Below are 21354 nucleotides of genomic sequence, written 5' to 3'. Positions count from 1 at the left end.
CCAGCGGATGAAAATAAGTGAATAAGCAGCGGAAAAGAAACGATTTGCTTGTAAATCGATTTCAAAATGGTCCGTGAATCTGTAAATTTTCGACATGTGTCGGCAAAAAAGTGCAGAAACCCAAGGGCATTACTTGTCAAAGCAGCCTGCGGCGATATGCGCATGAATTTGCTGACATGGCTTGCTTCGATCCTTTCGCAAGAGAGGCCGGGTGTGACATATTGTTTCGGCATGCAATCGTATACAGAAAATGTATCATTTATCGTCCCGCTCTGCAGGCGCGCGAGTCGGTGAGGGCTTGGCAGTGCCGGGAGGGCGGGTTAGCTTCTCGATCAAGCGGCGCCAGAGAGGCGCTGCATTAAGGGAGTGAGATCATGAAGAAATACCTGACCGGCGCCGCCGCCGCGGCAATCAGCGTGGCATTCGTGGCCGAAGCGGCCGCCACGGAATGGAACGCGTCCCTGTGGGGCAAGCGCCGCGCCTTTACAGAACATGTCGAGAAGCTGGCTGAGCTTGTCTCGGAAAAGACGGGCGGTGAGTTCACGATCAACATCAGCTATGGCGGGCTGTCCAAACCGCGCGAGAACCTGGACGGGATCTCTATCGGTGCGTTCGAGATGGCGCAATTCTGCGCGGGCTATCACCGTGACAAGAACCGCGCCATCACCGTGCTGGAGCTGCCGTTTCTGGGGGTGAGCAACCTTGAGGAAGAGGTGGCGGTGAGCCACGCCGTCTACGATCATCCGGCGGTTCAGGACGAGATGGCACAGTGGAGCGCCAAGCTGCTGATGACCTCGCCCATGCCGCAATACAACATCGTTGGCACCGGAGAACCGCGCGATGAGCTGAGCGAGTTCAACGGCATGCGCGTGCGGGCCACCGGCGGTCTGGGCCAGGCCTTTGAAGCCGTGGGCGGGGTTCCAACCTCGGTCCCCGCGCCGGAAGCCTATAACGCGATGGAAAGCGGCGTGGTCGATACCGTGGCCTTTGCCCAGCACGCGCATCTGAGCTTTGGCACGATCAACGAAGCCGATTGGTGGACGGCCAACCTCAATCCCGGCACGGTCAATTGCCCGGTCGTCGTGAACACCGACGCCTATGACGCACTCAGCGATGAGCATCGCGCGGCACTTGACGCGTCGGTGGAAGAGGCCATCGCGCATTATCTGGCCAACTACGGTGAGCTTCTGGAGCGCTGGGACAGCGTGCTGGAAGAGAAGGGCGTTCAGAAGGTCGAGATTTCGGATGAGGTCCTGGCCGAGTTCCGCTCGACCGCGGCCGATCCGATCCGCGAGAAGTGGATCACGGATATGAGCGCGCAGGGGCTGCCCGCGCAGGAGCTCTATGACCTAGTGATCTCGACGCTGGAAGAGACACGCGCCACCAACTGATGTGGTCGGGGTCCGGGCGACAGGTATCGCCCGGACCTTTTTTGTGAAACGCGCTTTCCCAAAGGATAAGAGTATATGGCCGGTAGTGCCCCGGTGCTGGAGGACGGCTCCGTCCTCAGCCGTCTTGATCGCAGCCTTCTGACGGTCGAACGTTTCTTCGCGCTGATCAGCGGCGTCGCGGTCTTGTCGCTGATGCTGATGGCCGTTTGGTCCGTGGGGGGGCGCAACCTCTTTAACCGTCCGTTGCCCGGCTATGTCGACTGGGTCGAGGCGGTGATGCCGCTGATCGCGTTCATGGGCATTGCCTTTGTGCAGCGCGACGGGACGCATATCCGGATGGATATCGCGATCAGTCAGTTGAAGGGACGGGCCTTGTGGCTGTTCGAACTTATCTCTGTCCTGTTGATCTTTTTCCTGATGGTGGCGCTGGTCTGGGGAAGCTGGTCGCATTTCGACCGCAGTTTCGACTGGAATGCCCCGATGTGGAGCCGGGACAGCTCGATCGATATCGGCCTGCCGCTCTGGCCGGCCAAATTGCTTGCGCCTGTGGCGTTTGGGCTTCTCTGCCTGCGTCTGCTGATCCAGATCTGGGGCTATGGACGCGCCTTCGTGCTGGGGTTGGAGCATCCGGTGGCGGTGCCGCTGGTGCAGGACGCTGCCGCGCAGGCCGCGGCCGAAGCCGAACAGCTTGACGGGGGCAAGTGATGGATCCGATCACCATCGGCCTTTGGGTCACGGCGGGCCTTCTTTTTATGGTCGTGCTGGGAATGCGCGTGGCTTTCGCGGCGGGTCTTGCGGGCCTTGTCGGATTGATCCTGATCTTCTGGGCCAAGCGCGATTTCGGGTTTGAGCATCTGGGATGGGCGCTGACTGTCGCGATCAAGACGGCGGGGCAGGTACCGCATTCCAAGGTGGCGAGCCAGGCGCTGAGCCTGATCCCCACCTTCATCCTGATCGGTTATCTGGCCTATCACGCCAAGCTGACGACGGCCCTTTTCGAGGCAGCGAAGCGTTGGATCGCCTGGGTTCCGGGCGGGTTGGCGGTGTCGACGGTTTTTGCAACCGCAGGCTTTGCTGCCGTCTCGGGTGCGTCGGTGGCGACGGCGGCGGTTTTTGCCCGCATCGCGATCCCGGAAATGCTGAAGATCGGCTATAACAAGCAATTCGCGGCGGGCGTCGTGGCGGCGGGGGGCACGCTTGCCTCGCTCATCCCGCCCTCTGCGATCCTGGTGATTTACGCGATCATCGTTGAGCAGGATGTCGGCATGCTGTTGCTCGCCGGCTTCATACCGGGCGTCTTTTCCGCCTTCATCTATGCCATCCTGATCATCTCTATCGCTGTAGTCTTCAAAACCGTGGGGCCACCGGTGCGGGGCTTTACATGGGGGCAGCGCTTTGCCGCGCTGCCGGGGGCGCTGCCGATCGTGGCGGTGGTGCTGATCATCATCAGCTTTGTCTACAACCCGTTTGGCGATTCCATCGGCACGCCAACTGAGGGCGGGGCCTTGGGCGCATTCGTGGTTTTCTGTTTCGCGCTGGCCAAGGGGATGCGCTGGCGGGAGCTAAAGTCGGCGTTGCTGGAGACCGCGAAGCTGACCGTGATGATCTTCACCATAATCTGGGGCGTGCTGATCTATGTCCGGTTTCTGGGCTTTGCCGATTTGCCAGGCGCGTTTTCGGACTGGATCACCGCGCTTGAGATGTCGCCGATGCTGATCCTGATCTGCATTCTTCTGGCCTACGCCGTTCTTGGCATGTTCATGGACGCCATCGGCATGCTGCTTCTGACCTTGCCGGTGGTTTTCCCCGCCGTCATGGCGCTGAACGGAGGGGAGAACGTGACGGCAGCGGAAAGTGCGTTCGGGATGTCCGGGACGATGTGCGCGATCTGGTTCGGCATCCTGGTGGTGAAGATGGCCGAGTTTTGTCTGATCACCCCGCCGATCGGGTTGAACTGTTTCGTTGTGGCCGGTGTCAGAGAAGATCTGAGCGTGCAGGATGTCTTTAAGGGCGTGACACCGTTCTTCATCGCTGACGCGATCACCATCGCCCTTCTGGTCGCCTTTCCCGCCATCGTGCTTTACCTGCCGGGGCTCGCCAGTTAGCGGCTGCCAAAAGGAGCGCCTGCGGCGCACACCAATATGGCGCCAGCGGCAGATCTGAGCCCGCCGATAGAGACGCCGGAAGAGTTTGTTATCGCGGCCCAATCCCGTTGTTGCCGCGATGTGACAGCATCATGACATCGCGACATCGCACCCTATTGCCCAACGGAGGCACGGGTTTATGCTGCGCCAGCACAATCGAAGGGACCGCAGTGCATACGAATCCGCATACGACGCTGATCACGCCGGTGGCCCCGGTGGCGACACGGACCCATGGCGGGCGGGCAAAATGCCTGCAACGGCTGGTGCGGCTGGATTTGCCGGTGCCGCGCACGGTTGCCTTGTCCTTTGAGGCCGTGCAGCGCATCGCGCGCGGAGATATGCCGGATATCGACGCGGTCGTGTCCTGTTTTGATCCCGATGCGTTGCTTTGCGTGCGGCCTTCGTCAGAAGATCCCGATTGGGGCGGACCGGGGGCGGTTCTGAATGTCGGGATGAACGATGCCCGTTATGTGGATCTGAGCGATACTCTCGGCCAGAATGCGTCATCGGCGCTCTATCTGCGGTTTGTCCAGGCCTATGCCGTTCACGTGGCACGGCTTGACCCGGATGTCTTCGATGGCGTGACGGAGGACGGGCCGCAGGGGCTGAAGCAGACCCTTCAAGCCTATGAAGACGAAACCGAGGAGCCGTTTCCACAGGATCCTGCCGCGCAATTGGCGGCTGTGCTGAGATCCATGGCACGCACCTGGAATTCAACCTCTGCCCGTCTGTTGCGTCAGGCGAAAGGCGCCCCGGCCGATGCGGGGCTGGGCCTGGTCGTGCAGCAGATGATCCCCGGTCTGGGGCAGGGCGAATGCGGATCGGGCGTGCTGCAACTGGTGAACACCGACACGGGTCATCCGCAAATCACCGGGCGATATCTGAGCCAGAGCCAGGGACGCGATGCCCTGGGCGCCGGGGTCGAAGCGCTTTATCTGGAGAAAGATCCCCGTGGCCCTGCGCTGGAAGACGTGGCGCCCGAAGCTTTTGCCGCCCTCAAGACCCACGCAGCCCTGATGCGCCGGCGACTGCGCGAAGAGATGCAGGTGGAGTTCGTGATCGAAAACGGCGCGATCCACATCCTGGATGGCGTCCGCGTCCCGCGCAGTTCACGCGCGGCTGTCAGGATCGCGGTGCGGCTGGCCGAGGACGGTATCATCACCCCGCAGGAGGCGGTGATGCGGGTCGAGCCAAAAGCCCTGAACGAATTGTTGCACCGCCAGGTGGATCCGCGCGCGCCGCGCGACGTTTTGGGCAGCGGGATGGCTGCCAGCCCTGGCGCGGCCACCGGTCGGATCGTGTTTTCTGCCGCCGAAGCGCAGGCCAGCGCGGCCCGCAGAGAGCCTTGTGTCCTGGTGCGGCGGGAGACGGCGCCGGAGGATATTCGGGGCATGCATGCCGCGGTGGCGGTCCTCACCGAACGTGGAGGCATGACCAGCCATGCGGCGGTCATCGGGCGGGGCCTTGGCCTGCCTTGCGTCGTTGGCGCGACCTCCATGCGGTTTCACCTGCGGCGTGAGCAGCTTGTCGCTGCGGATGGGCGGGTTATGAGTGCAGGCGATCTGATCACAGTCGATGGCACGTCGGGCCAGATCCTTGCCGGAGAGCCCCCGATGCTTGAGGCGGCCCTGGACGATGCGTTTCACAAGCTCATGGGGTGGGCGGATGCGGCGCGTGATATCGGGATCCGCGCTAACGCCGATACGCCTGCCGATGCAAAGACCGCGCGCAACTTCGATGCCCAGGGCATCGGCCTCTGCCGGACGGAACATATGTTCTTTGATCCGGTGCGTTTGACCGTGATGCGCGAGATGATCTTTGCCGAGGGCAGCCAGGACCGGGCGGCAGTGCTGGAACGTCTGCTGCCCATGCAGCGCGCCGATTTCATCCAGCTCTTCCGCATCATGGAAGGTCAGCCGGTTTGCATCCGGCTCTTCGATCCGCCACTGCACGAGTTTCTGCCGACCACCCGATCCGGCCAGCGCGAACTGGCCGAAGCGTTGAACATCCCGGTCAGTCAGGTCACGCGCCGGGTGGAAGAGATGGCGGAATATAACCCCATGCTGGGCCTGCGCGGCGTTCGGCTCGGTGTCACGCTGCCGGAAATCTACGACATGCAGGCCCGCGCGATTTTCGAAGCGACATTGGAGGCCAGCCGCGAGGGCGAGGCCGTGGTGCCGGAGATCATGATCCCGCTGGTTTCGGCCCGGCGGGAGGTGGAGCTGGTGAAGGCCCGCATCGATGCGGTCGCGGCTGCGGTCCGAACCGAACGGGGACGCGCCTTCGACTACCGTTTGGGCGTGATGGTGGAAACCCCGCGCGCGGCGTTGCGATCGGACGAGATTGCGCCGCATGTGTCGTTCCTCAGCTTTGGAACCAATGACCTTACGCAGATGACTTATGGTCTGTCCCGCGATGATGCAGGCCGGTTCATGTCGGCCTATGTTCAGCAGGGTGTGTTTCCCGAAGACCCGTTCCATACGCTCGACATCGACGGGGTCGGGGAATTGCTGAAACTGGGCGCGGAACGGGGCCGCTCCGCCCGCCCGAAAGTGACCTTGTCGATTTGCGGAGAGCATGGCGCAAACCCCGAATCAATCGCCTTCTGCCGGGAGGCCGGCTTTGATTACGTGTCGTGTTCACCATTCCGCGTCCCGGTGGCGCGACTGGCTGCCGCACAGCTTGCGATCGCACACAAGATGTCCAATCCGGCAGACTATAAAGGGCCAGATGTGGCCCCTGCATAAGGTCAGCCGGACCGCGAATTGGAAAGAATCCGCCCACCAATTGCCCGCAAATTGCGCAAAACTGGACGAAGTTGGGCTTTTACGTTAACCCGCACCGCGGCGCGGCATGCTGCTATGTCGTGTCTGACGAACCTGGGGTTGACGATGTTTAAGAATTTATTTGCCGCAGCCGCGGTTTTTGCGGGGCTGTTTGCCGCACCTCTTTTGGCTTCAGAGACGGGTTTGCGGGCGCTGTTTGAGCGGGAACAGATCGGATTGAACGCAGTGTCGCGGGCCCGGATCAAAGAGATGATCTCGGAACCTGCGGTCCATTCAGAGGACTTCAGCTTCAGCCGGGCCTGGCTGGATCACCAGCCGAAAGCCACCGGGGATGCGCATTGGCGCTGTCTGTCCGAAGCGCTTTATTTCGAGGCGCGCGGCGAGACCATCAAGGGTCAGTTCGCGGTGGCCGAAGTGATCTTGAACCGCGTGAAAAGCGCGCGTTTTCCCAACAGCGTCTGTGGGGTGATCAACCAGGGGACGGGCAAGCGGTATCAGTGCCAGTTCACCTATACCTGCGACGGGCATTCGGAAAACATTAGTGAACCCAGAAGCTTCGAACGCGTGAGCAAAGTTGCGCGGGCCATCCTCGACGGGACGGCCGGAAACCTGACAAACGGGGCCACGCATTACCACACGGTTGCTGTCCGCCCGCGTTGGAGCCAGGTTTATACCAGAACCGCAAAGATCGGCGTGCATGTCTTTTATCGCCATACGTTCCGGACCGCCGCAAAGAACTAACGTATCTGTAAAGGCGAGGGCTGCCTGACCGCGGATCGTTCGCGCTTAACGGAACGGGGCGGTCGTTTCCAATGGTGAACATCGGCACACTATGGCATCGGTGTTCAGAGCAGGATGCCGCTTTTCCCGGCTGGCGCGGCGTCGGCGGGCCTGTTATGCAACGCGACCTCGGTTAAATCGACAGCGTGATTGAGAAAGAGGGTCGCCGATGAGCTCCGAAATCCGCCTGGCCTTCGCCCATCCGTCCGAACGGGCCGAGGCCACGGCCCGCCCCGCGCCGCTGGACAGGATCTCTCTCCGCGATCATGTCGTGGAGATCGAGATCGGCGCGTTTCAGGCCGAGCGGGGCACCACGCAGAGGATCTGCTTTAACGTGGTCGTCGAGGTCGAGCCGTTGCAAGGCCCGATTGATGATGATGTGGATCGTATCCTCAGCTATGACCGGGTGACCGAAGCGATTGCACATGAACTGGCAGAGGAGCGTCTGAACCTGCTTGAAACGCTCGCCGAACGTATCGCCGAGCGGATATTACTGGAGCCGCAGGCCATCCGTGCATTCGTCAGGATCGAAAAGCTCGACCGTGGACCGGGCGCGCTGGGTGTGGAGATCGTGCGCGGCAAGGATGCCTTGCCGGGTGGTGAGCTTGAAGAGGATCGCCCGCATCCGCGCCTTGCCTATCTGTCGAATGAGGCAATCCGCTCCCCGCATCTGTCCGGCTGGATCGACCAGATGGAGCAGCGCGAGCGTCCGCTGATCATCTGCGTTGGCGCGCATGACCTGGCCGTTCCGCAAACCGGCCATGCGATGACACAGCGGCGGATCGATTTGCTGGCAATCGAACAGAATGCCTGGGTTCTGGCCGCACGCGATCCAAGATGTGTCGTGGTGTCGACCCGGACGGAGTTGGACTGGGCGATGAAGAACGGTCAGATCTCGGTCTGGGCCCCTTCGAAGATCGTGCTGGACGCGGTTGACGGACCGTCGGCTCATCCAAGAGACTCGGTGGCGCTTGCAGCCTGGTTCGCAGCGACGTTCGAGGCGGGTGAAATGCTGGTGCTCGGCGCCGATCTTCCCGATCAGCCGGGCGTCCCGCTGCGGGGGGTTCCCGTCGATCAGGCACATCTTTGATGCACTACATTCGACCGCTGGTACAGACGGGGCCAGAACGGCCAGCCGGTGCTTTCGACATCGCGGGAGCTGGGTGCTGGTTTGATACGGTCGAAGTGTTGTCCCGCAATGCCGAACCGCGTCTCATTCCGGCGTCCGAGCTGCCTGCGGAGTCGCTGACACGTCTTGTGACGCCGCGCGGGGCAGTGGCGGGCATGGATCTGAGCGCGCCTCGGATCATGGGTATTCTGAATGTCACACCGGACAGCTTTTCCGATGGGGGCCAGCATGAAGGGGCGGCGGCTGCGCTAAGTGCTGCGGCCGGGATGGTCGACGCGGGGGCGGATATCATCGACATCGGCGGCGAATCCACCCGACCCGGGGCGGCAGAGGTCGGGGTCGAGACAGAGATTGCAAGGACCGCGCCCGTCATATCGGCACTGCGTGCGCAAAGCAGCATTCCGATCTCGATTGACACCCGCAAGGCGCCGGTGGCCCGTGCGGCGGTGGCGGCGGGCGCGACCCTTGTCAACGATGTCTCTGGCCTCTTGTTCGATGCTGCATTGGCTGAATATTGCGTGCAGGACCAGGTGCCGGTTTGTGTGATGCACAGTCAGGGTACGCCAGACGTGATGCAGAAAAACCCCTTGTATGACAATATACTGCTGGACGTATATGATGCACTGCATGCACGTGTAGAGGCGCTTGTCGCGGCGGGATTGCCGCGCGATTTGATCCTGATCGATCCCGGCATTGGGTTTGGCAAAACGCTGGAACACAATCTGGCATTGCTGCGGGGCATCTCGCTTTTTCACGGTCTGGGCTGCGGCATCCTTTTGGGTGTATCGCGCAAAGGATTTATCGGACAGATCGGCCAGGCAACCGATCCGCTTGATCGTGCGCCCGGCTCCATTGCGGTGGGGCTTGCAGCGATCGCCCAAGGCGTGCAAATTCTAAGGGTGCATGATGTGGCCGAAACGGCCCAGGCGCTTCGTCTTTGGACCGCCTTACATAATGCCCGCTGAACGGGAGGAGCAGAACATGCGCACGCTTTTTGGGACCGACGGGGTGCGCGGCACGGCCAACACGCATCCTATGACCGCAGAGATGGCCTTGCGCATGGGCGCGGCGGTTGGGCGCTATTTTCGTCGCGAGGCAAGCGGCGCGCATCGCGTTGTCATCGGCAAAGACACGCGGCTTTCAGGCTACATGTTCGAGAGCGCATTAACGGCTGGTCTGACCTCGACTGGGATGAACGTCTTGCTGATGGGGCCCGTGCCGACGCCAGCTGTCGGGCTTTTGACACGCTCGATGCGGGCCGATCTGGGGATCATGATCTCGGCCAGTCACAACCCTGCGCAGGACAATGGGATCAAGTTCTTCGGGCCGGACGGCTTCAAACTGTCCGATCAGGCCGAGACAGAGATCGAAGCGTTGATCGAAGCGGGTGTTGAGCCTGCACAGGCGGCCAATATCGGCAGGGCCAAGCGCATCGACGATGCACGCTTCCGCTATGGCGAGCGGGTGAAATCCTCGCTCCCGCGACATTTGCGGCTCGACGGTCTTAAGGTCGTTGTGGATTGTGCCAATGGCGCCGCGCATCGGGCGGCGCCGGACATATTGTGGGAATTGGGGGCCGAGGTCATTCCGGTCGGAACTGCCCCGAACGGGACCAACATCAACGAAGGGTGCGGATCGACCCATCCCGAAATCGCGGCCGAGACGGTGGTGGCACATGGCGCGCATGTGGGCATCTGTCTGGATGGAGATGCGGATCGTGTCATCCTCATCGACGAAACCGGCAGGGTGGCCGACGGGGATCAGCTGATGGCGCTTCTTGCCACCAGATGGGCTGCGGACGACCGGCTGAGAGGCGGCGCGCTGGTCGCGACGGTGATGTCAAACCTCGGTTTGGAACGCCATCTCAGCGGGCAGGGCTTGCGTCTTGAACGGACGGGTGTCGGCGATCGCTACGTTGTCGAACGCATGCGTAAGGGTGGCTTTAACCTGGGGGGAGAGCAATCCGGGCATATCGTCATGACAGATTACGCCACCACCGGTGACGGGCTGATGGCAGGCTTGCACTTTCTGGCCGAGATGATCCGGGCAGAGCAGCCCGCCAGCGTTCTGGCGCAGCAATTCGTACCGGTGCCGCAGAAACTGCAGAATGTCCGCTTTGCCGAAGGTCAGCGCCCGCTGGATGCACCTGCCGTGACAGCCGCGATTGCGGAAGCGGAGGCCGCGTTGACCGGGACGGGGCGGTTGCTGATCCGGAAATCGGGAACCGAACCGCTGATCCGCGTGATGGCCGAATGCGAGGACGCAGCCCTGCTGGATCAGGCGGTCAACCAGGTGGTCGAGGCGGTGGCAGACGCAGTGTCGTCGCCGGCGAGCTGATCTCAGGACGGGTCTGAACCCCGGAAAAGGCGCTTAAGCGCGCCGTATTGACTGAGGCCGACACCGGCCAGAATAAGCAGCATCGCCCAAAGAAGCGAGGGCGGCAGGGGTTCGCTCAAAATCAGTACGCCCAGCAAGACCGACCAGACCGGCACCTGGTAATTCACAAGGCTCATGAAAACCGGTCCGGCGCTTCGCACGACCATGACCCGCAAGACATTCGCGGCAGCGGTCGGGATCAGCCCAAGAAAAGCCAATATCGCGAGCGTGCGCATATCGATAGAGGGCGGCGGCCCTTCGACAATCAGCGCGGCGGGGATGACGACGGTTGCACCGATCGCCAACAGCACGCAGGACAGACCGATCGGATCGACCGAGGGAAGCCGCCGCATCAGGATGGAACTGGTCGCATAGCAACAGGCCGCGCCGATGCAGGCAAAGCGCCCAGGCAGTTCGAGCGCCGCGCCGCTGCTTTCGAAAGCCTGCGCGCCGATCAGGACAACGACACCCACGAAACCGATCACAAAGCCAAGGCTGCGGCGCGTGGTCATCCGCTCTCCCGGCACGAAGAAGTGGGCCAAGGGCAGCACGATCAGGGTGGCCGAGGCCATCGAAACGCCCGCGAACCCCGCGGTCACATATTGTTGGCCCCACGCCAAAAGCATGAACGGAACGGCAGAGCTCAGCGCTCCGACGGCCAGAAGGGCGATGCCTTGCGCAAATGTCAGCGGCGCATCGAACAGCCGTCCGCCAAGGCGCTGCCAGATCAGCCAGGTGACCACCGCGCCAAAGCCGATGCGACTTGCCGCCAGCCAAAACGGTGTGATCCCTTCAAGCGCCAGTTCGGTCACCAGGAACGTCCCGCCCCAGACAAAAGCGAGGGTGGCAACCATCAGCCAGCTTCGCGGCGTGATGTCAGGCACGGTTTGCACTGAAATTCAGCATCGTCTGCGTTCTGACGACTGGCAGGCAGGCGCACAATTGCGCTGTCGTGCAGGCCGGGTACAGTCGCGCCATAGAACAGGAGAACATGATGGATGCATTTTTCGTTTTGCCGATTTTCATACTGCTCGCGTTGCTGGGCTTTTGCGTCTACACTCTGATGCAGTCTGAATAGGCGCAGGATCTTAAGACAAATTGACCCCAGCCTGCGCCGGGGTCAACATAGATCGCTACGATCTCAATCGAAATGAGATATTCGCGATAATCTATTGTGGAGATTAGTTTTTCTCTTTGTCGACCATCTTGCCGGCGCTGATCCAGGGCATCATACCCCGCAGTTCCTCGCCCACTTTTTCGATCTGATGTGCATCGTTGATCCGGCGCGTGCCCTTAAAGAACGGCTGGCCAACCTGGTTTTCCTGCATGAAGTCGCGCACGAATTTGCCGGTCTGAATGTCGGTCAGGATCGCCTTCATGCGGGCCTTCGTTTCATCATAGGGCAGCACACGGGGGCCGGAGACATATTCACCGTATTCAGCCGTGTTTGAGATCGAATAGTTCATGTTGGCGATGCCGCCTTCATAGATCAGGTCGACGATCAGCTTCACTTCGTGCAGGCATTCGAAATACGCCATTTCGGGCGCATAGCCCGCCTCGACCAGGGTTTCGAAACCGGCCCGGATCAGTTCGACAAGGCCGCCGCACAGCACCGCCTGCTCGCCAAAGAGGTCGGTTTCGCACTCTTCCCGGAAATTCGTCTCGATGATGCCCGAGCGGCCGCCGCCGATGGCGGAGCAATAGGAGAGCCCGATCTCAAGCGCTTTTCCCGACGCGTCGTTGTCCACGGCCACTAGGCACGGCACGCCGCCGCCCTTGGTGTATTCGCCCCGCACCGTGTGGCCGGGACCCTTGGGGGCCATCATGATGACGTCGACGCCCGGCTTCGGCTCAATCAGGCCGAAATGCACGTTCAGGCCATGCGCAAAAGCGATAGCCGCGCCTTCCTTAAGGTTGTCATGCACGTATTTCTTGTAGGTCTCTGCCTGCAGCTCGTCGGGCATGGTGAACATGATCAGATCGCACCAGGCTGCGGCTTCGGCGATGCCCATGACCTGCAGGCCCTCGGCCTCTGCCTTCTTGGCGCTGGCAGAGCCTTCCCGCAGAGCCACGGCGAGGTTTTTCGCGCCACTGTCCCGGAGATTAAGTGCGTGAGCATGTCCTTGAGAGCCATAGCCCAGGATGGCAACCTTCTTGTCCTTGATCAGATTGATGTCGCAATCGCGGTCGTAGTAAACGCGCATGGTGGATGTCCTTCCGTCAGATGATCCTTGGCGGTTTTGATATCGCAATGACCTTGCAGCTGAAACCAATACAAGTCGTGACAATCGGCGGTTTCTGTGTCATTTCAATTCGTCAAAACTGTCAATCCGTGAAACTTCTATGCTCGACGATGCCGATCGCCGTTTGCTGCGTTACCTTCAGGACGATCCCAGCCTGGGCAATACCGAACTGGCCGAGCGGGCCGGGATGACCGCTGCGGCGGTCGCGCGGCGGCGCAAACGTCTGGAAGATCGGGATATCCTGCAGGGGGCCGAGGCGCGGATCAACTGGGCGGCCCTTGGCTTTACCGTCGAGGTCAGTTTGCGGTTCACATTGGACAAGACGCAGCCCCGCGCCTTCGATGACTTTCTGGAAGCGGCCCGCATGGTGCCCGAAGTGCTGGAGATCCAGACCTTTCTGGGCCGTGTCGATGTCCGCTTGTCGGTCATCGCGCGCGATATGGCGCATTACCAGCAGCTTTACCGCACCCGCATTCTGACACTGCCCCACATCGCAGATATCGAGGCGCTGATGCATGTGGCGCGGATCAAGTCAGAGGAGCGGCTGCCGCTATGACCGCGCTCGATGACATGGATCGCGCCTTGTTGCGGGAATTGACCACGGATGCCGGGCGCAGCACATCCGCGCTGGCCAAGGCGCTTGGCCTGTCGCAGCCCGCCACTTGGCGGCGCATCCGCCGCCTGCAGGAAGAGGGCGTTTTGCAAGGCCGCCGCCTGCGTCTGAATGCCGAGGCTTTGGGGTTCGGAGTTACAGTGTTTTTAGGGGTGAAACTGGCACGAAAGGGTCGTGTCTCACTGGAGGATTTCGAACGCGCGGTCAGCGCAATCCCCGAGGTTCAAACGGTCGAGCATGTTCTGGGGCTCTACGATTATCGCCTGCGGATCGTGGCGCGCGATCTGCCCGACTTCGAACGCGTTCTGCGCCGGCGCATCATGACGCTGCCCGGCGCAGGGGAGGTGGAAGCGAACGTACTGCTCAGCGAGGAGCGACGGCCGGGACCGCTGGGATAGCGCCCCGGCAGAGATATCAGTCTTAGAGAATGGGGCCGCCAACCTGCTCCGCTTTGTATCCATGGGCCCAGCCAATCAATCCTTTGACATCGTCGAAGCTGTCGAACCATCCGAAATTATCGACCGGAGCGACGCGGTTGGGATCCCATGTGCCGCCTTTTTCTATCACCATTTTCTTGATGGCATCGCGCTCTTTTTGAGAGGCCGGTTTGATCACACGGAGCTGTTCGAGACGGTCTAGAACGGCCTCTTCCGGATTGTCGTAATCCTGAACCGTCTTTTCGACATTGCCACCCCATTCCTTACGCTCAACCGCGTGCATGTTCTTCGCCACCCACTGAGCCCAGATCTGTCGTTCGATCTTGCGGCTCATGTCGATCACGTTCTCAAAGCCCCGAGGCGGGTGGTTGTAATAATGTGCTTTCTCAAGCCAGCGACATTCCAACTCGTCCACGATTTGCTGTGTGGCCCGCTCGGCCGCGGCCATGTTTCCGTTCGTGCGGCGCAGCACCGTTTCGGCCCAGGCGCTGGTGCGCAGCATTTCTTCATCCACAGCCTGCAGCTTTTCCCGGATTTGCTTGGCAACGATTTCAATGTTGTTGATCAAGTCGTTCTGAAACACCTGTGGATGTTTGTTGAACGGCTCCATCTTTTTGTCGAGCGATGACTTGATCCCCTTGATCCCGAGGTCCGCGAGATACTTGGTTCCATCTTCGATCCCGCCAACCAGATAGTCCCTGCTGGCCTCTGTCATGCCTCCGATCGTCTTGGTGTTCTTCAACGCGATCCCCAACCAACGCACTTGCATACCGCAGGCAAGCGACAGCGCAGACATATAGAGGTCGTGCCTGCTGGCGCGTTGCTTCTCGGCCTCGGTCAGGGCCGCTTCGTGGTTTTTGCACGCCGTCGCATAAGCGCTTCCAAGATTTCTCAAGGCGCTTTTCCAGTCCTTGATCTTATCCTCGTAGTCGCCTTTGAGATGTTGAACGAGCGAGCTGCCATAGGCTTTCAATGCTGTGATATCGCTCTGGTTATGCAAGGGCATGTCTGGGTCTCCTCCAGGACTGAAACATTAAGAAACATTGGGACATTAGGATGACGGTCGCGCGGCGTTTCGGCATGTGCTCGGCTCTCGGGATCAAGAGCTTCTGACCATCAGAGCAGGCCGGAAATAAAGGCTGGAATTGCTGACGCAGCATGTGGTCGTCCGCTCCGGAAGAATGGTCTCGATGCAAATCTGCAGATCTAATTTCGGTTGGACCATGTTCGCTTTTCGCGAGTGAGACAAGCGAGCGATACAACCGAGCATCGTTTGCATCGGCGGTCTTTCGCGTCTGGGCGGAAACATGCCGTGCGGCACGTGATGCAGGTGCATCTTCCCGCTTGCAGTCCATCGGCGACAAAGGGTTCGGATCGGCGGCGCATCCGGCGCGCGAGGGGCTCCGGTATACAGAAGTAGACTTTGCCTCGCCGGGTCCGTCACCCTATGACGTCTGAGACGTAAAGAGGAGAAGACCATGCCCGCGTTGTTAAAGACTGTGGATCCCGAAGGCCTCGAAGAGTTCTCGGTCGTGTTCACTGATAGATCCCTCAATCATATGTCTCAGGCGTTTCAGGCCGTGATGACGGACATCTCGACGCTGTTGAAAGAGGTCTACAACGCCGATGCGGTCGCGGTGATCCCGGGGGGCGGCACATTTGGCATGGAGGCCGTTGCCCGCCAGTTTGCGCGCGATGCGAGCGTTCTGGTCGTGCGCAATGGCTGGTTTTCCTACCGATGGAGCCAGATTTTCGAGACCGGTGCGCTCACCGCGCAGACGACGGTGATGAAGGCGCGCCAGACCGGCAACACGGCGCCGTCGCCGTTTCGGCCCGCCCCGATTGACGAGGTGGTCGCGCAGATCCGCGACCAGAAACCGGACATCGTCTTTGCCCCGCATGTGGAAACCAGCGCCGGGGTGATCCTGCCGGACGACTACCTGCGGGCGCTGTCGGAGGCGGCACATGAGGTCGGCGGTCTGATGGTGCTGGATTGTATCGCCTCGGGCTGCGCTTGGGTGGATATGAAGGCCACCGGTGTGGATGTGCTGATCAGCGCGCCGCAGAAAGGCTGGAGCGCGCAGCCGTGCGCGGGCCTCGTGATGATGTCCGATCGGGCAGAGGCGCGTCTGGAGGCAACGCAATCTGACAGCTTCGCCATCGACCTCAGGAAATGGCGCGACATCATGAAGACCTATGAGAGCGGCGGGCATGCCTATCATGCCACCATGCCCACCGATGCGCTGCGCGCGTTCCGGGATACGATGATCGAGACGCGGAATTTCGGCTTTGACAAGCTGGCAGAGGCACAATGGGCCCTTGGTCACGCGGTGCGCGCGATGCTGGCCGACAAAGGCGTCGTGTCTGTCGCAGCGGAAGGGTTCGGCGCGCCAGGCGTCGTTGTCAGCTATACCGCAGATCCCGACATTCAGACCGGAAAGTCATTCGCCGCCCAGGGCATGCAAATCGCAGCCGGCGTGCCGCTCCAGTGCGATGAGCCGGCGGATTTTCGAACATTTCGGATCGGTCTATTCGGCCTCGACAAACTTTATGACGTCGACGGGACCCTGTCTCGGCTCCGGCGGGTGGTTGATCAGGTGCTGTGAACCCTATCGCACCCCAAGGCCCATCTGCATCAGCGTGCGCCTGACAGGCGCCGCGCTGTAGATCGCGTCGAGCCCCATCGCGCGCAGGTCACGCAAAGGCCGCGCGTGAACCTGCGAGGCGCGGTTCAGCAGATCAATGCCTTGCACACGAAGGCGCATGTCCGGCATCCTTTGCCGCTCATAGCTGCGCAACATCTCGACATTGCCCAGTTCATCGGGACGGTTGGTGATCAAATCCAGCAGACACCGCAGATCGGCCAGGGACATGTTCAGGCCCTGCGCACCGATCGGGGGCACGACATGCGCCGCTTCTGCCATCAGCACCACGCGCTCGCCAACAAGGCGATCCGCCGTTTGGCTGATGATGGGCCAGATCGTTCTGCGGGACGCCAGTTCGAGTGGGCCCATCAGATAGCAGGAACGCTCGGACATGGCCTTCTCAAACGCGGCCACATCCATGTGATAGAGGGATTGCGCCGTCGGACCATCCTCCATCCAGACCACGGCGGAGGAGGGTGCACCGTCGTGATCCGGCAGCGGGACAAGCGTGAAGGGACCGCCGGTCCGGTGTATTTCGGTCGACACGTTTTGGTGCGGGATCGGGTGAGTCACCGCAAAAGCCAACGCCTTTTGGCCATAACGTCGGGTCTGAACGCCAATGCCCGCCGCCTCACGCATGGGGGACTGCCGTCCGTCGGCGGCCAGGACCAGTCGGCACCGCACGGGGCCACCTTCGGTCAGGCTGACACGGGCCTCGGTCGTGCGGCTGAAAAGCCGCGTGGTGCCCACGCCGGGGCGAAAATCAACATTCGTCAGCTCTTTCAGCCGCGCCACCAATTCGCGCCGCAAGAGCCAGTTCGGCAGGTTCCATCCAAACGGACGTTCCGAGATGTCGGAGGCGTTGAAGTCGTGGGTCACACGCGGCTCTGCCTGCTCCCCACCGGCATCGACGATGCGCATAACCTGCAAGGGCATGGCGTGGGCTGCGAGATGGTCCCAGATGCCAGCCGTCTCCATCAGGGCCTGGGCTGACTGCAGAATGGCCGTTGTGCGCAGATCGGACCCATCGGCATCCCGCTCCGTCACGGGCGCGAAGGGATCGACGCAGATAACGGATAGACCCGCATGGCCGAGAACGGCAGCGGCAGTGAGGCCCGCAACGCCCCCGCCTGAGATCAGGATATCGCAGTCTTCCGCCATGTTACCCCCGGGTAATCAGCAAAAGCACCACCCAGATCACGGGAACCAGCATCACGGCCGGGATGTAGAGGCCGGGCAGCCCAAAGACGAGCGCGGAACTGGCCCACAGGCTGATAAACGCAACCAGGGCATACCAGATGTTATCCTTGTCACCGTATATCAGGTCCCGCGCCATCCAGCCGATCACCGGGATTGCGAAGAAAAGGCGGTGCGTCAAAGGACGGCGATGCGGTGTGTCGGCAAGGGCCATCTGGAACTCCGTAATATCTTCCCTGACGCCCAGATAAGTGGTCTTGGGGCAGCGAACATGACTCTTTTTGCCGCAGGTGCGAAATCAGCCGATGCGGCGCAGAAAATTTGTCAGGTCGTCCGTGTGGTGATGGATGTGGTCGGCGTCGTGCCGCTCGGGCGCGACATGGATCGTCTGCATCCCCATATCAAACGGCGCGGCAAGATTGCGTGGTTCATCCTCGAACATCGCGGCCCGTTCCGGTGCGATGCCATCGGTCGCAAAGACCTCTTCGAATGCGGCGCGTTCCGGTTTGGGACGAAAACCCGCATGTTCGACACCATAGATGGCGTCGAAAAGGCCGCTGAGGCCCCGCGCGGCCAAGACACGCTCGGCATAAGGGGCCGATCCATTGGTATAGACGATCCGGCGACCGGGCAGGGCGCTGATCCGGCGGGCAAGCTCCGGGTCGGGCTCAAGATGATCCATCGAGATCTCATGCACTTCGGTCAGGTAGGGGCCGGGATCTATATCATGCTCCCGCATAAGGCCTGCCAGGGTGGTTCCGTATTGGTGCCAATAGAGCTTGCGCAGGCGGTCTGCTTCGGCCCAATCAACATGCAGCGCATCCATCACGTATTGCGTCATGCGCACTTCGATCTGATCGAAAAGGCGCATATGCGGCGGATAGAGGGTGTTGTCGAGGTCAAAGACCCACTGCTCTACATGAGAAAATGCATCCCGTACCATGGCACGGGACCTAGACTGCCGGTGGCGCCTTGGCAATGGCAGGCTTGATCGGATCATGGATGGGCCTGTATGAGTGTTGAAACGGGGGGATGTAAATCACGATGACGCAAGCGAAAAGTTCTCCGGCGGACGCCTATACACTTATCCTCGAAGCGATTGATGTGGGCGTTTTCAAGCCTGGTGACCGCTTGGTGGAAAGTGATTTGGCCGAACGGTTCGGGGTGTCCCGCACACCGATCCGGGAGGCGCTGCAGCGTCTTGAGACCCAGTCGCTGCTGGCGCGCGATGGTCGGTCGCTGATCGTCGCCTCCTTGGATCACAACCAGATGGCCGAACTGTACGTGGTCCGCCGGGAGCTTGAGGGGTTGGCGGCGCGCTTGGCCGCCCGGCACGCCACCAGCGAAGAGATTGCCGTTTTGCGCGGGATGGTCGAGGCAGATCAGGCACTGGTCGATGATCCACCGGCCCTGGCCCGCGCCAATCGGCGGTTCCACAAGCAGATCCATCTGGCCTCGCACAACCGCTATCTGGTGCAGCAACTTGATCTGGTTCACCGGACCATGGCGCTGATGGCGACCACCTCGCTGGCGGCGCGCGGACGGGGACAGATCGCGCTGGGGGAGCATGACGGGATCGTCAAGGCGATAGAGGACCGAGATGAGGATGCGGCCTACGCCGCTTTGAAGGATCACATCTCGATCGCGTTCATGACCCGCCTCAAGCAGGATGCCGATACCCGCGAAAGCCTTGGCTAACTCATCGCGCGGCGTTCTGATTTGGCATGGCCATGCTGGGTTTTGTCCCAATAGAACGGTTTGCAGATCAGCTCATAGAGCGCTTTGTAGCTGGCGGCGGCCCCCAGCGGAAAATAGAAGGTGAGCGTTGCCGCCCAAGGGATCAGAAAGCGGTGATCGCGTCCTGAAACGGCGAATGCACCGACACAGATATTGGTGACTTCGGTCACCAGAAAGAGTGTCGCGATCACGGTCAGAGCCGTGTCCGACACCAGCATGCGGACCGGGTGATCCAGTCCGAACGGGATCGCCCAAAAGGTCCAGAGCACGGGTGCCAGCAGAAACTGGGCCAGGGTCCCCACGAAAAAGGCCTGCACACCGATGAAGCGCTTGATCCCAAGGTCACGCAGCAGGGCAACGGGCTGGCGCATGTGAACAAGGTAGGTGACCATAAAGCCCTTGAGCCAGCGGGAGCGTTGCTTGATCCAAGGCCAAAGACGGCAATTGGCCTCTTCATGGGTGACGGTGGGCAAAAGCTCGGTGCGGTATCCAAAGCGCGTGATACGAACACCAAGATCGGCGTCTTCGGTCACATTGTGCGCGTCCCAGCCGCCCATCTTTTCCAGCGCCCAACGTTTCATGAAGAGCGTTGTGCCGCCCAGCGGTATCACCATGCCAAGGCGGGCGAGGCCCGGAAGAACGACGCGGAACCAGCTTGCATATTCGATGGTGAAACAGCGCGCCAGCCAGTTGGTCCGGGGATTGTAATAGTCGAGGATCCCCTGAAGGCAGACGACATCATCAGCGGCCTGGGCAAAGCGCGTCACCACCCGTTCGATCTGGTCGGGCGCGGGGGCGTCCTCGGCATCCCAGATCCCGATGATGCTGCCCCGGCAGAAGTCGAGGGCATAGTTCAAGGCCCGCGGCTTTGTCGTGACACTTCCCGTGTCCGGCACCGTCACGACGCGCATCCAGTCGGGCAGGGCGGTTCGCGCGAGGGTCCGGGGGGTCAGTTTGTCTTTCTCTTCAAGGACAAGCACCACGTCAAGAAGGGCCTTGGGGTAGGTCAGACGCGACAAACGCTTGATCAGCGCCCCGGCAATTTCGGTTTCATGAAAAAGGGGCACCAGCACCGAAACCCGTGGCAATCGGTCGGGCAGGCCCGTGGGGGCTGGGTTGGTCACCGGAAGTGAGGCAACGATCTGCGCCCCGAAGCCCGCCAGCTTGAGGCCGGTGATCAGAAAAAGGGTGCAGACCGCAGCGCAGCTGATGACGGCAAAGCTGGTCACCGGCGCCACGATCAGGATGGCGAGCAGGATGAAAACGACAAGACTGATCGCGGCGAACCGGGTGGGGGCCGTGCCCTCCCACGAACGGCAGCTGAAGGACACATCGACCCGGCGTTCGGCCCCATGCGCCAGCAGGCGCCCATGGGCCTGGGCGATGGTCTGCAGGATCTGCTCTTCCGGGGCGACGACTGGAAGGACCATGCCAAACCCGTCGGGCAGTGCCTGGCGGACCGTATCGAACTGATCCGGGCGCGAGGTGGCCAGAACCAGACCGGGCCCAAGGCGCATCCAGGGCGCAACGCGATGTTCCAGCCAGAACTGCGCCGGAAGAAGCTGACTGAGGTCGGGCCGGGGAGGTTCGGCCACCAGATCAGCGCGGTAGAGGCCGTGCTGCTTTGACAGCGCCTCCAGCACCTCGTCGCTGTCAACCAGCCCCTCGGCAATCAGGATTTCACCCAGAGGCGCATCTATGCGTTTCTGCAGATCGAGCGCCCGCAGCAAAGCAGCGGGCGAGATCAGACCAGCATCGACCAGATAGCGTCCCAGCGGCGCGCGGGGCGTGTCGAAAGACACTACCGCCGACGGGTCGTTCAGCCGAAGTCTTGGGTCGCTCATTCTGTGTTGCCTGACGCGTTTCCTTCACGTCA

At 61.2% G+C, this 21354-nt stretch carries 19 protein-coding genes; 12 read left to right on the top strand and 7 right to left on the bottom strand.

The features are described 5' to 3' along the window. Positions 1-374: 374 nt before the first annotated feature. From CFI11_RS14225 to glmM, 8 genes are all read left to right on the top strand, one after another. Positions 375-1391 (top strand): C4-dicarboxylate TRAP transporter substrate-binding protein, encoded by a 1017-nt coding sequence (locus tag CFI11_RS14225; protein ID WP_130407052.1) that lies wholly within the window; start codon positions 375-377, stop codon positions 1389-1391. Positions 1392-1466: 75 nt separating this feature from the next. Beyond that, positions 1467-2096, top strand: a complete 630-nt coding sequence (locus CFI11_RS14220) for a TRAP transporter small permease subunit (RefSeq protein ID WP_130407050.1) — start codon at positions 1467-1469, stop codon at positions 2094-2096. Next, the gene (locus tag CFI11_RS14215; protein ID WP_130407048.1) at positions 2096-3496 is read left to right on the top strand and encodes a TRAP transporter large permease; all 1401 of its coding nucleotides are present in this window, start codon (positions 2096-2098) and stop codon (positions 3494-3496) included. Before CFI11_RS14220 ends, CFI11_RS14215 begins: the two co-directional genes overlap by 1 nt. 209 nt (positions 3497-3705) lie before the next feature. Continuing rightward, positions 3706-6282 carry a putative PEP-binding protein gene (locus CFI11_RS14210; protein WP_371687431.1) on the top strand — a complete coding sequence of 859 codons (2577 nt, stop codon included), beginning with the start codon at positions 3706-3708 and terminating at the stop codon, positions 6280-6282. 144 nt (positions 6283-6426) lie between these two features. After that, a complete protein-coding gene (locus CFI11_RS14205) occupies positions 6427-7062 on the top strand; it encodes a cell wall hydrolase (protein ID WP_130407044.1) in 636 nt (211 codons plus the stop codon). Between the two features lie 208 nt (positions 7063-7270). Then, positions 7271-8191: a dihydroneopterin aldolase gene (locus CFI11_RS14200; RefSeq protein ID WP_130407042.1), complete on the top strand. Its 921-nt coding sequence runs from the start codon at positions 7271-7273 to the stop codon at positions 8189-8191. After that, on the top strand, positions 8191-9195 hold the full coding sequence (gene folP / locus CFI11_RS14195; protein WP_130407040.1) for a dihydropteroate synthase: 1005 nt from the start codon (positions 8191-8193) through the stop codon (positions 9193-9195). Before CFI11_RS14200 ends, folP begins: the two co-directional genes overlap by 1 nt. A 16-nt stretch (positions 9196-9211) precedes the next feature. Beyond that, the gene (glmM, locus tag CFI11_RS14190; protein ID WP_130407038.1) at positions 9212-10567 is read left to right on the top strand and encodes a phosphoglucosamine mutase; all 1356 of its coding nucleotides are present in this window, start codon (positions 9212-9214) and stop codon (positions 10565-10567) included. 2 nt (positions 10568-10569) lie between these two features. Here glmM and CFI11_RS14185 read toward each other — a convergent pair whose 3' ends face one another. Together CFI11_RS14185 and ilvC are read right to left on the bottom strand one after the other, a co-directional pair. Next, positions 10570-11460, bottom strand: coding sequence for a DMT family transporter (locus CFI11_RS14185; RefSeq protein ID WP_165390393.1), 891 nt, complete (start codon positions 11458-11460; stop codon positions 10570-10572). Positions 11461-11787: 327 nt separating this feature from the next. Then, positions 11788-12810: a ketol-acid reductoisomerase gene (gene ilvC / locus CFI11_RS14180; RefSeq protein ID WP_130407034.1), complete on the bottom strand. Its 1023-nt coding sequence runs from the start codon at positions 12808-12810 to the stop codon at positions 11788-11790. 139 nt (positions 12811-12949) lie between these two features. Here ilvC and CFI11_RS14175 point away from each other — a divergent pair, with 139 nt between their 5' ends. Together CFI11_RS14175 and CFI11_RS14170 are read left to right on the top strand one after the other, a co-directional pair. Continuing rightward, positions 12950-13405, top strand: a complete 456-nt coding sequence (locus tag CFI11_RS14175; RefSeq protein WP_130407032.1) for an Lrp/AsnC family transcriptional regulator — start codon at positions 12950-12952, stop codon at positions 13403-13405. Further along, entirely contained in the window at positions 13402-13860 is a 459-nt protein-coding gene (locus CFI11_RS14170) for an Lrp/AsnC family transcriptional regulator (protein WP_130407030.1), read from the top strand. Before CFI11_RS14175 ends, CFI11_RS14170 begins: the two co-directional genes overlap by 4 nt. 22 nt (positions 13861-13882) lie before the next feature. Here the strand turns inward: CFI11_RS14170 and CFI11_RS14165 are convergent, their stop codons facing one another. Continuing rightward, complete coding sequence (locus CFI11_RS14165) at positions 13883-14905, bottom strand: hypothetical protein (protein WP_130407028.1); 1023 nt, start codon at positions 14903-14905, stop codon at positions 13883-13885. A gap of 472 nt (positions 14906-15377) precedes the next feature. On the opposite strand from CFI11_RS14165, the gene CFI11_RS14160 reads away from it, so the two are divergent. Beyond that, complete coding sequence (locus tag CFI11_RS14160; RefSeq protein WP_130407026.1) at positions 15378-16505, top strand: aminotransferase class V-fold PLP-dependent enzyme; 1128 nt, start codon at positions 15378-15380, stop codon at positions 16503-16505. A gap of 3 nt (positions 16506-16508) precedes the next feature. On the opposite strand, the gene CFI11_RS14155 is transcribed toward CFI11_RS14160, so the two are convergent. The 3 genes from CFI11_RS14155 to CFI11_RS14145 all read right to left on the bottom strand — a co-directional run bounded on the left by CFI11_RS14155 (position 16509) and on the right by CFI11_RS14145 (position 18684). Further along, complete coding sequence (locus CFI11_RS14155; protein WP_130407024.1) at positions 16509-17705, bottom strand: UbiH/UbiF family hydroxylase; 1197 nt, start codon at positions 17703-17705, stop codon at positions 16509-16511. A gap of 1 nt (position 17706) precedes the next feature. Then, positions 17707-17955, bottom strand: a complete 249-nt coding sequence (locus CFI11_RS14150; protein WP_130407022.1) for a hypothetical protein — start codon at positions 17953-17955, stop codon at positions 17707-17709. Positions 17956-18039: 84 nt separating this feature from the next. Next, positions 18040-18684 carry a pyrimidine 5'-nucleotidase gene (locus CFI11_RS14145; protein ID WP_130407020.1) on the bottom strand — a complete coding sequence of 215 codons (645 nt, stop codon included), beginning with the start codon at positions 18682-18684 and terminating at the stop codon, positions 18040-18042. 101 nt (positions 18685-18785) lie between these two features. Between CFI11_RS14145 and CFI11_RS14140 the strand changes: the two genes are divergently transcribed. Then, positions 18786-19439: a GntR family transcriptional regulator gene (locus tag CFI11_RS14140; protein WP_130407018.1), complete on the top strand. Its 654-nt coding sequence runs from the start codon at positions 18786-18788 to the stop codon at positions 19437-19439. Here CFI11_RS14140 and CFI11_RS14135 read toward each other — a convergent pair. Beyond that, on the bottom strand, positions 19436-21322 hold the full coding sequence (locus CFI11_RS14135; RefSeq protein WP_130407016.1) for a glycosyltransferase: 1887 nt from the start codon (positions 21320-21322) through the stop codon (positions 19436-19438). The two genes, CFI11_RS14140 and CFI11_RS14135, sit on opposite strands and share 4 nt — an antisense overlap. Positions 21323-21354 lie beyond the last annotated feature (32 nt).

The organism is Thalassococcus sp. S3, from assembly GCF_004216475.1.
Lineage (GTDB): Bacteria > Pseudomonadota > Alphaproteobacteria > Rhodobacterales > Rhodobacteraceae.
Note: the sequence above shows the minus strand (reverse complement) of the source record. Positions and strands in the feature narration are given on the sequence as shown.

Bases quoted from the DNA above. Each gene is read 5' to 3' on its own strand.
- CFI11_RS14145 (WP_130407020.1), bottom strand. From the start codon at position 18,684: ATGGTACGGGATGCATTTTCTCATGTAGAGCAGTGGGTCTTTGACCTC.
- CFI11_RS14220 (WP_130407050.1), top strand. From the start codon at position 1,467: ATGGCCGGTAGTGCCCCGGTGCTGGAGGACGGCTCCGTCCTCAGCCGT.
- CFI11_RS14200 (WP_130407042.1), top strand. From the start codon at position 7,271: ATGAGCTCCGAAATCCGCCTGGCCTTCGCCCATCCGTCCGAACGGGCC.
- CFI11_RS14150 (WP_130407022.1), bottom strand. From the start codon at position 17,955: ATGGCCCTTGCCGACACACCGCATCGCCGTCCTTTGACGCACCGCCTT.
- CFI11_RS14175 (WP_130407032.1), top strand. From the start codon at position 12,950: ATGCTCGACGATGCCGATCGCCGTTTGCTGCGTTACCTTCAGGACGAT.
- CFI11_RS14165 (WP_130407028.1), bottom strand. From the start codon at position 14,905: ATGCCCTTGCATAACCAGAGCGATATCACAGCATTGAAAGCCTATGGC.
- CFI11_RS14225 (WP_130407052.1), top strand. From the start codon at position 375: ATGAAGAAATACCTGACCGGCGCCGCCGCCGCGGCAATCAGCGTGGCA.
- CFI11_RS14160 (WP_130407026.1), top strand. From the start codon at position 15,378: ATGCCCGCGTTGTTAAAGACTGTGGATCCCGAAGGCCTCGAAGAGTTC.
- ilvC (WP_130407034.1), bottom strand. From the start codon at position 12,810: ATGCGCGTTTACTACGACCGCGATTGCGACATCAATCTGATCAAGGAC.
- CFI11_RS14185 (WP_165390393.1), bottom strand. From the start codon at position 11,460: ATGGTTGCCACCCTCGCTTTTGTCTGGGGCGGGACGTTCCTGGTGACC.
- CFI11_RS14155 (WP_130407024.1), bottom strand. From the start codon at position 17,705: ATGGCGGAAGACTGCGATATCCTGATCTCAGGCGGGGGCGTTGCGGGC.
- CFI11_RS14140 (WP_130407018.1), top strand. From the start codon at position 18,786: ATGACGCAAGCGAAAAGTTCTCCGGCGGACGCCTATACACTTATCCTC.
- folP (WP_130407040.1), top strand. From the start codon at position 8,191: ATGCACTACATTCGACCGCTGGTACAGACGGGGCCAGAACGGCCAGCC.
- CFI11_RS14170 (WP_130407030.1), top strand. From the start codon at position 13,402: ATGACCGCGCTCGATGACATGGATCGCGCCTTGTTGCGGGAATTGACC.
- CFI11_RS14215 (WP_130407048.1), top strand. From the start codon at position 2,096: ATGGATCCGATCACCATCGGCCTTTGGGTCACGGCGGGCCTTCTTTTT.
- glmM (WP_130407038.1), top strand. From the start codon at position 9,212: ATGCGCACGCTTTTTGGGACCGACGGGGTGCGCGGCACGGCCAACACG.
- CFI11_RS14135 (WP_130407016.1), bottom strand. From the start codon at position 21,322: ATGAGCGACCCAAGACTTCGGCTGAACGACCCGTCGGCGGTAGTGTCT.
- CFI11_RS14205 (WP_130407044.1), top strand. From the start codon at position 6,427: ATGTTTAAGAATTTATTTGCCGCAGCCGCGGTTTTTGCGGGGCTGTTT.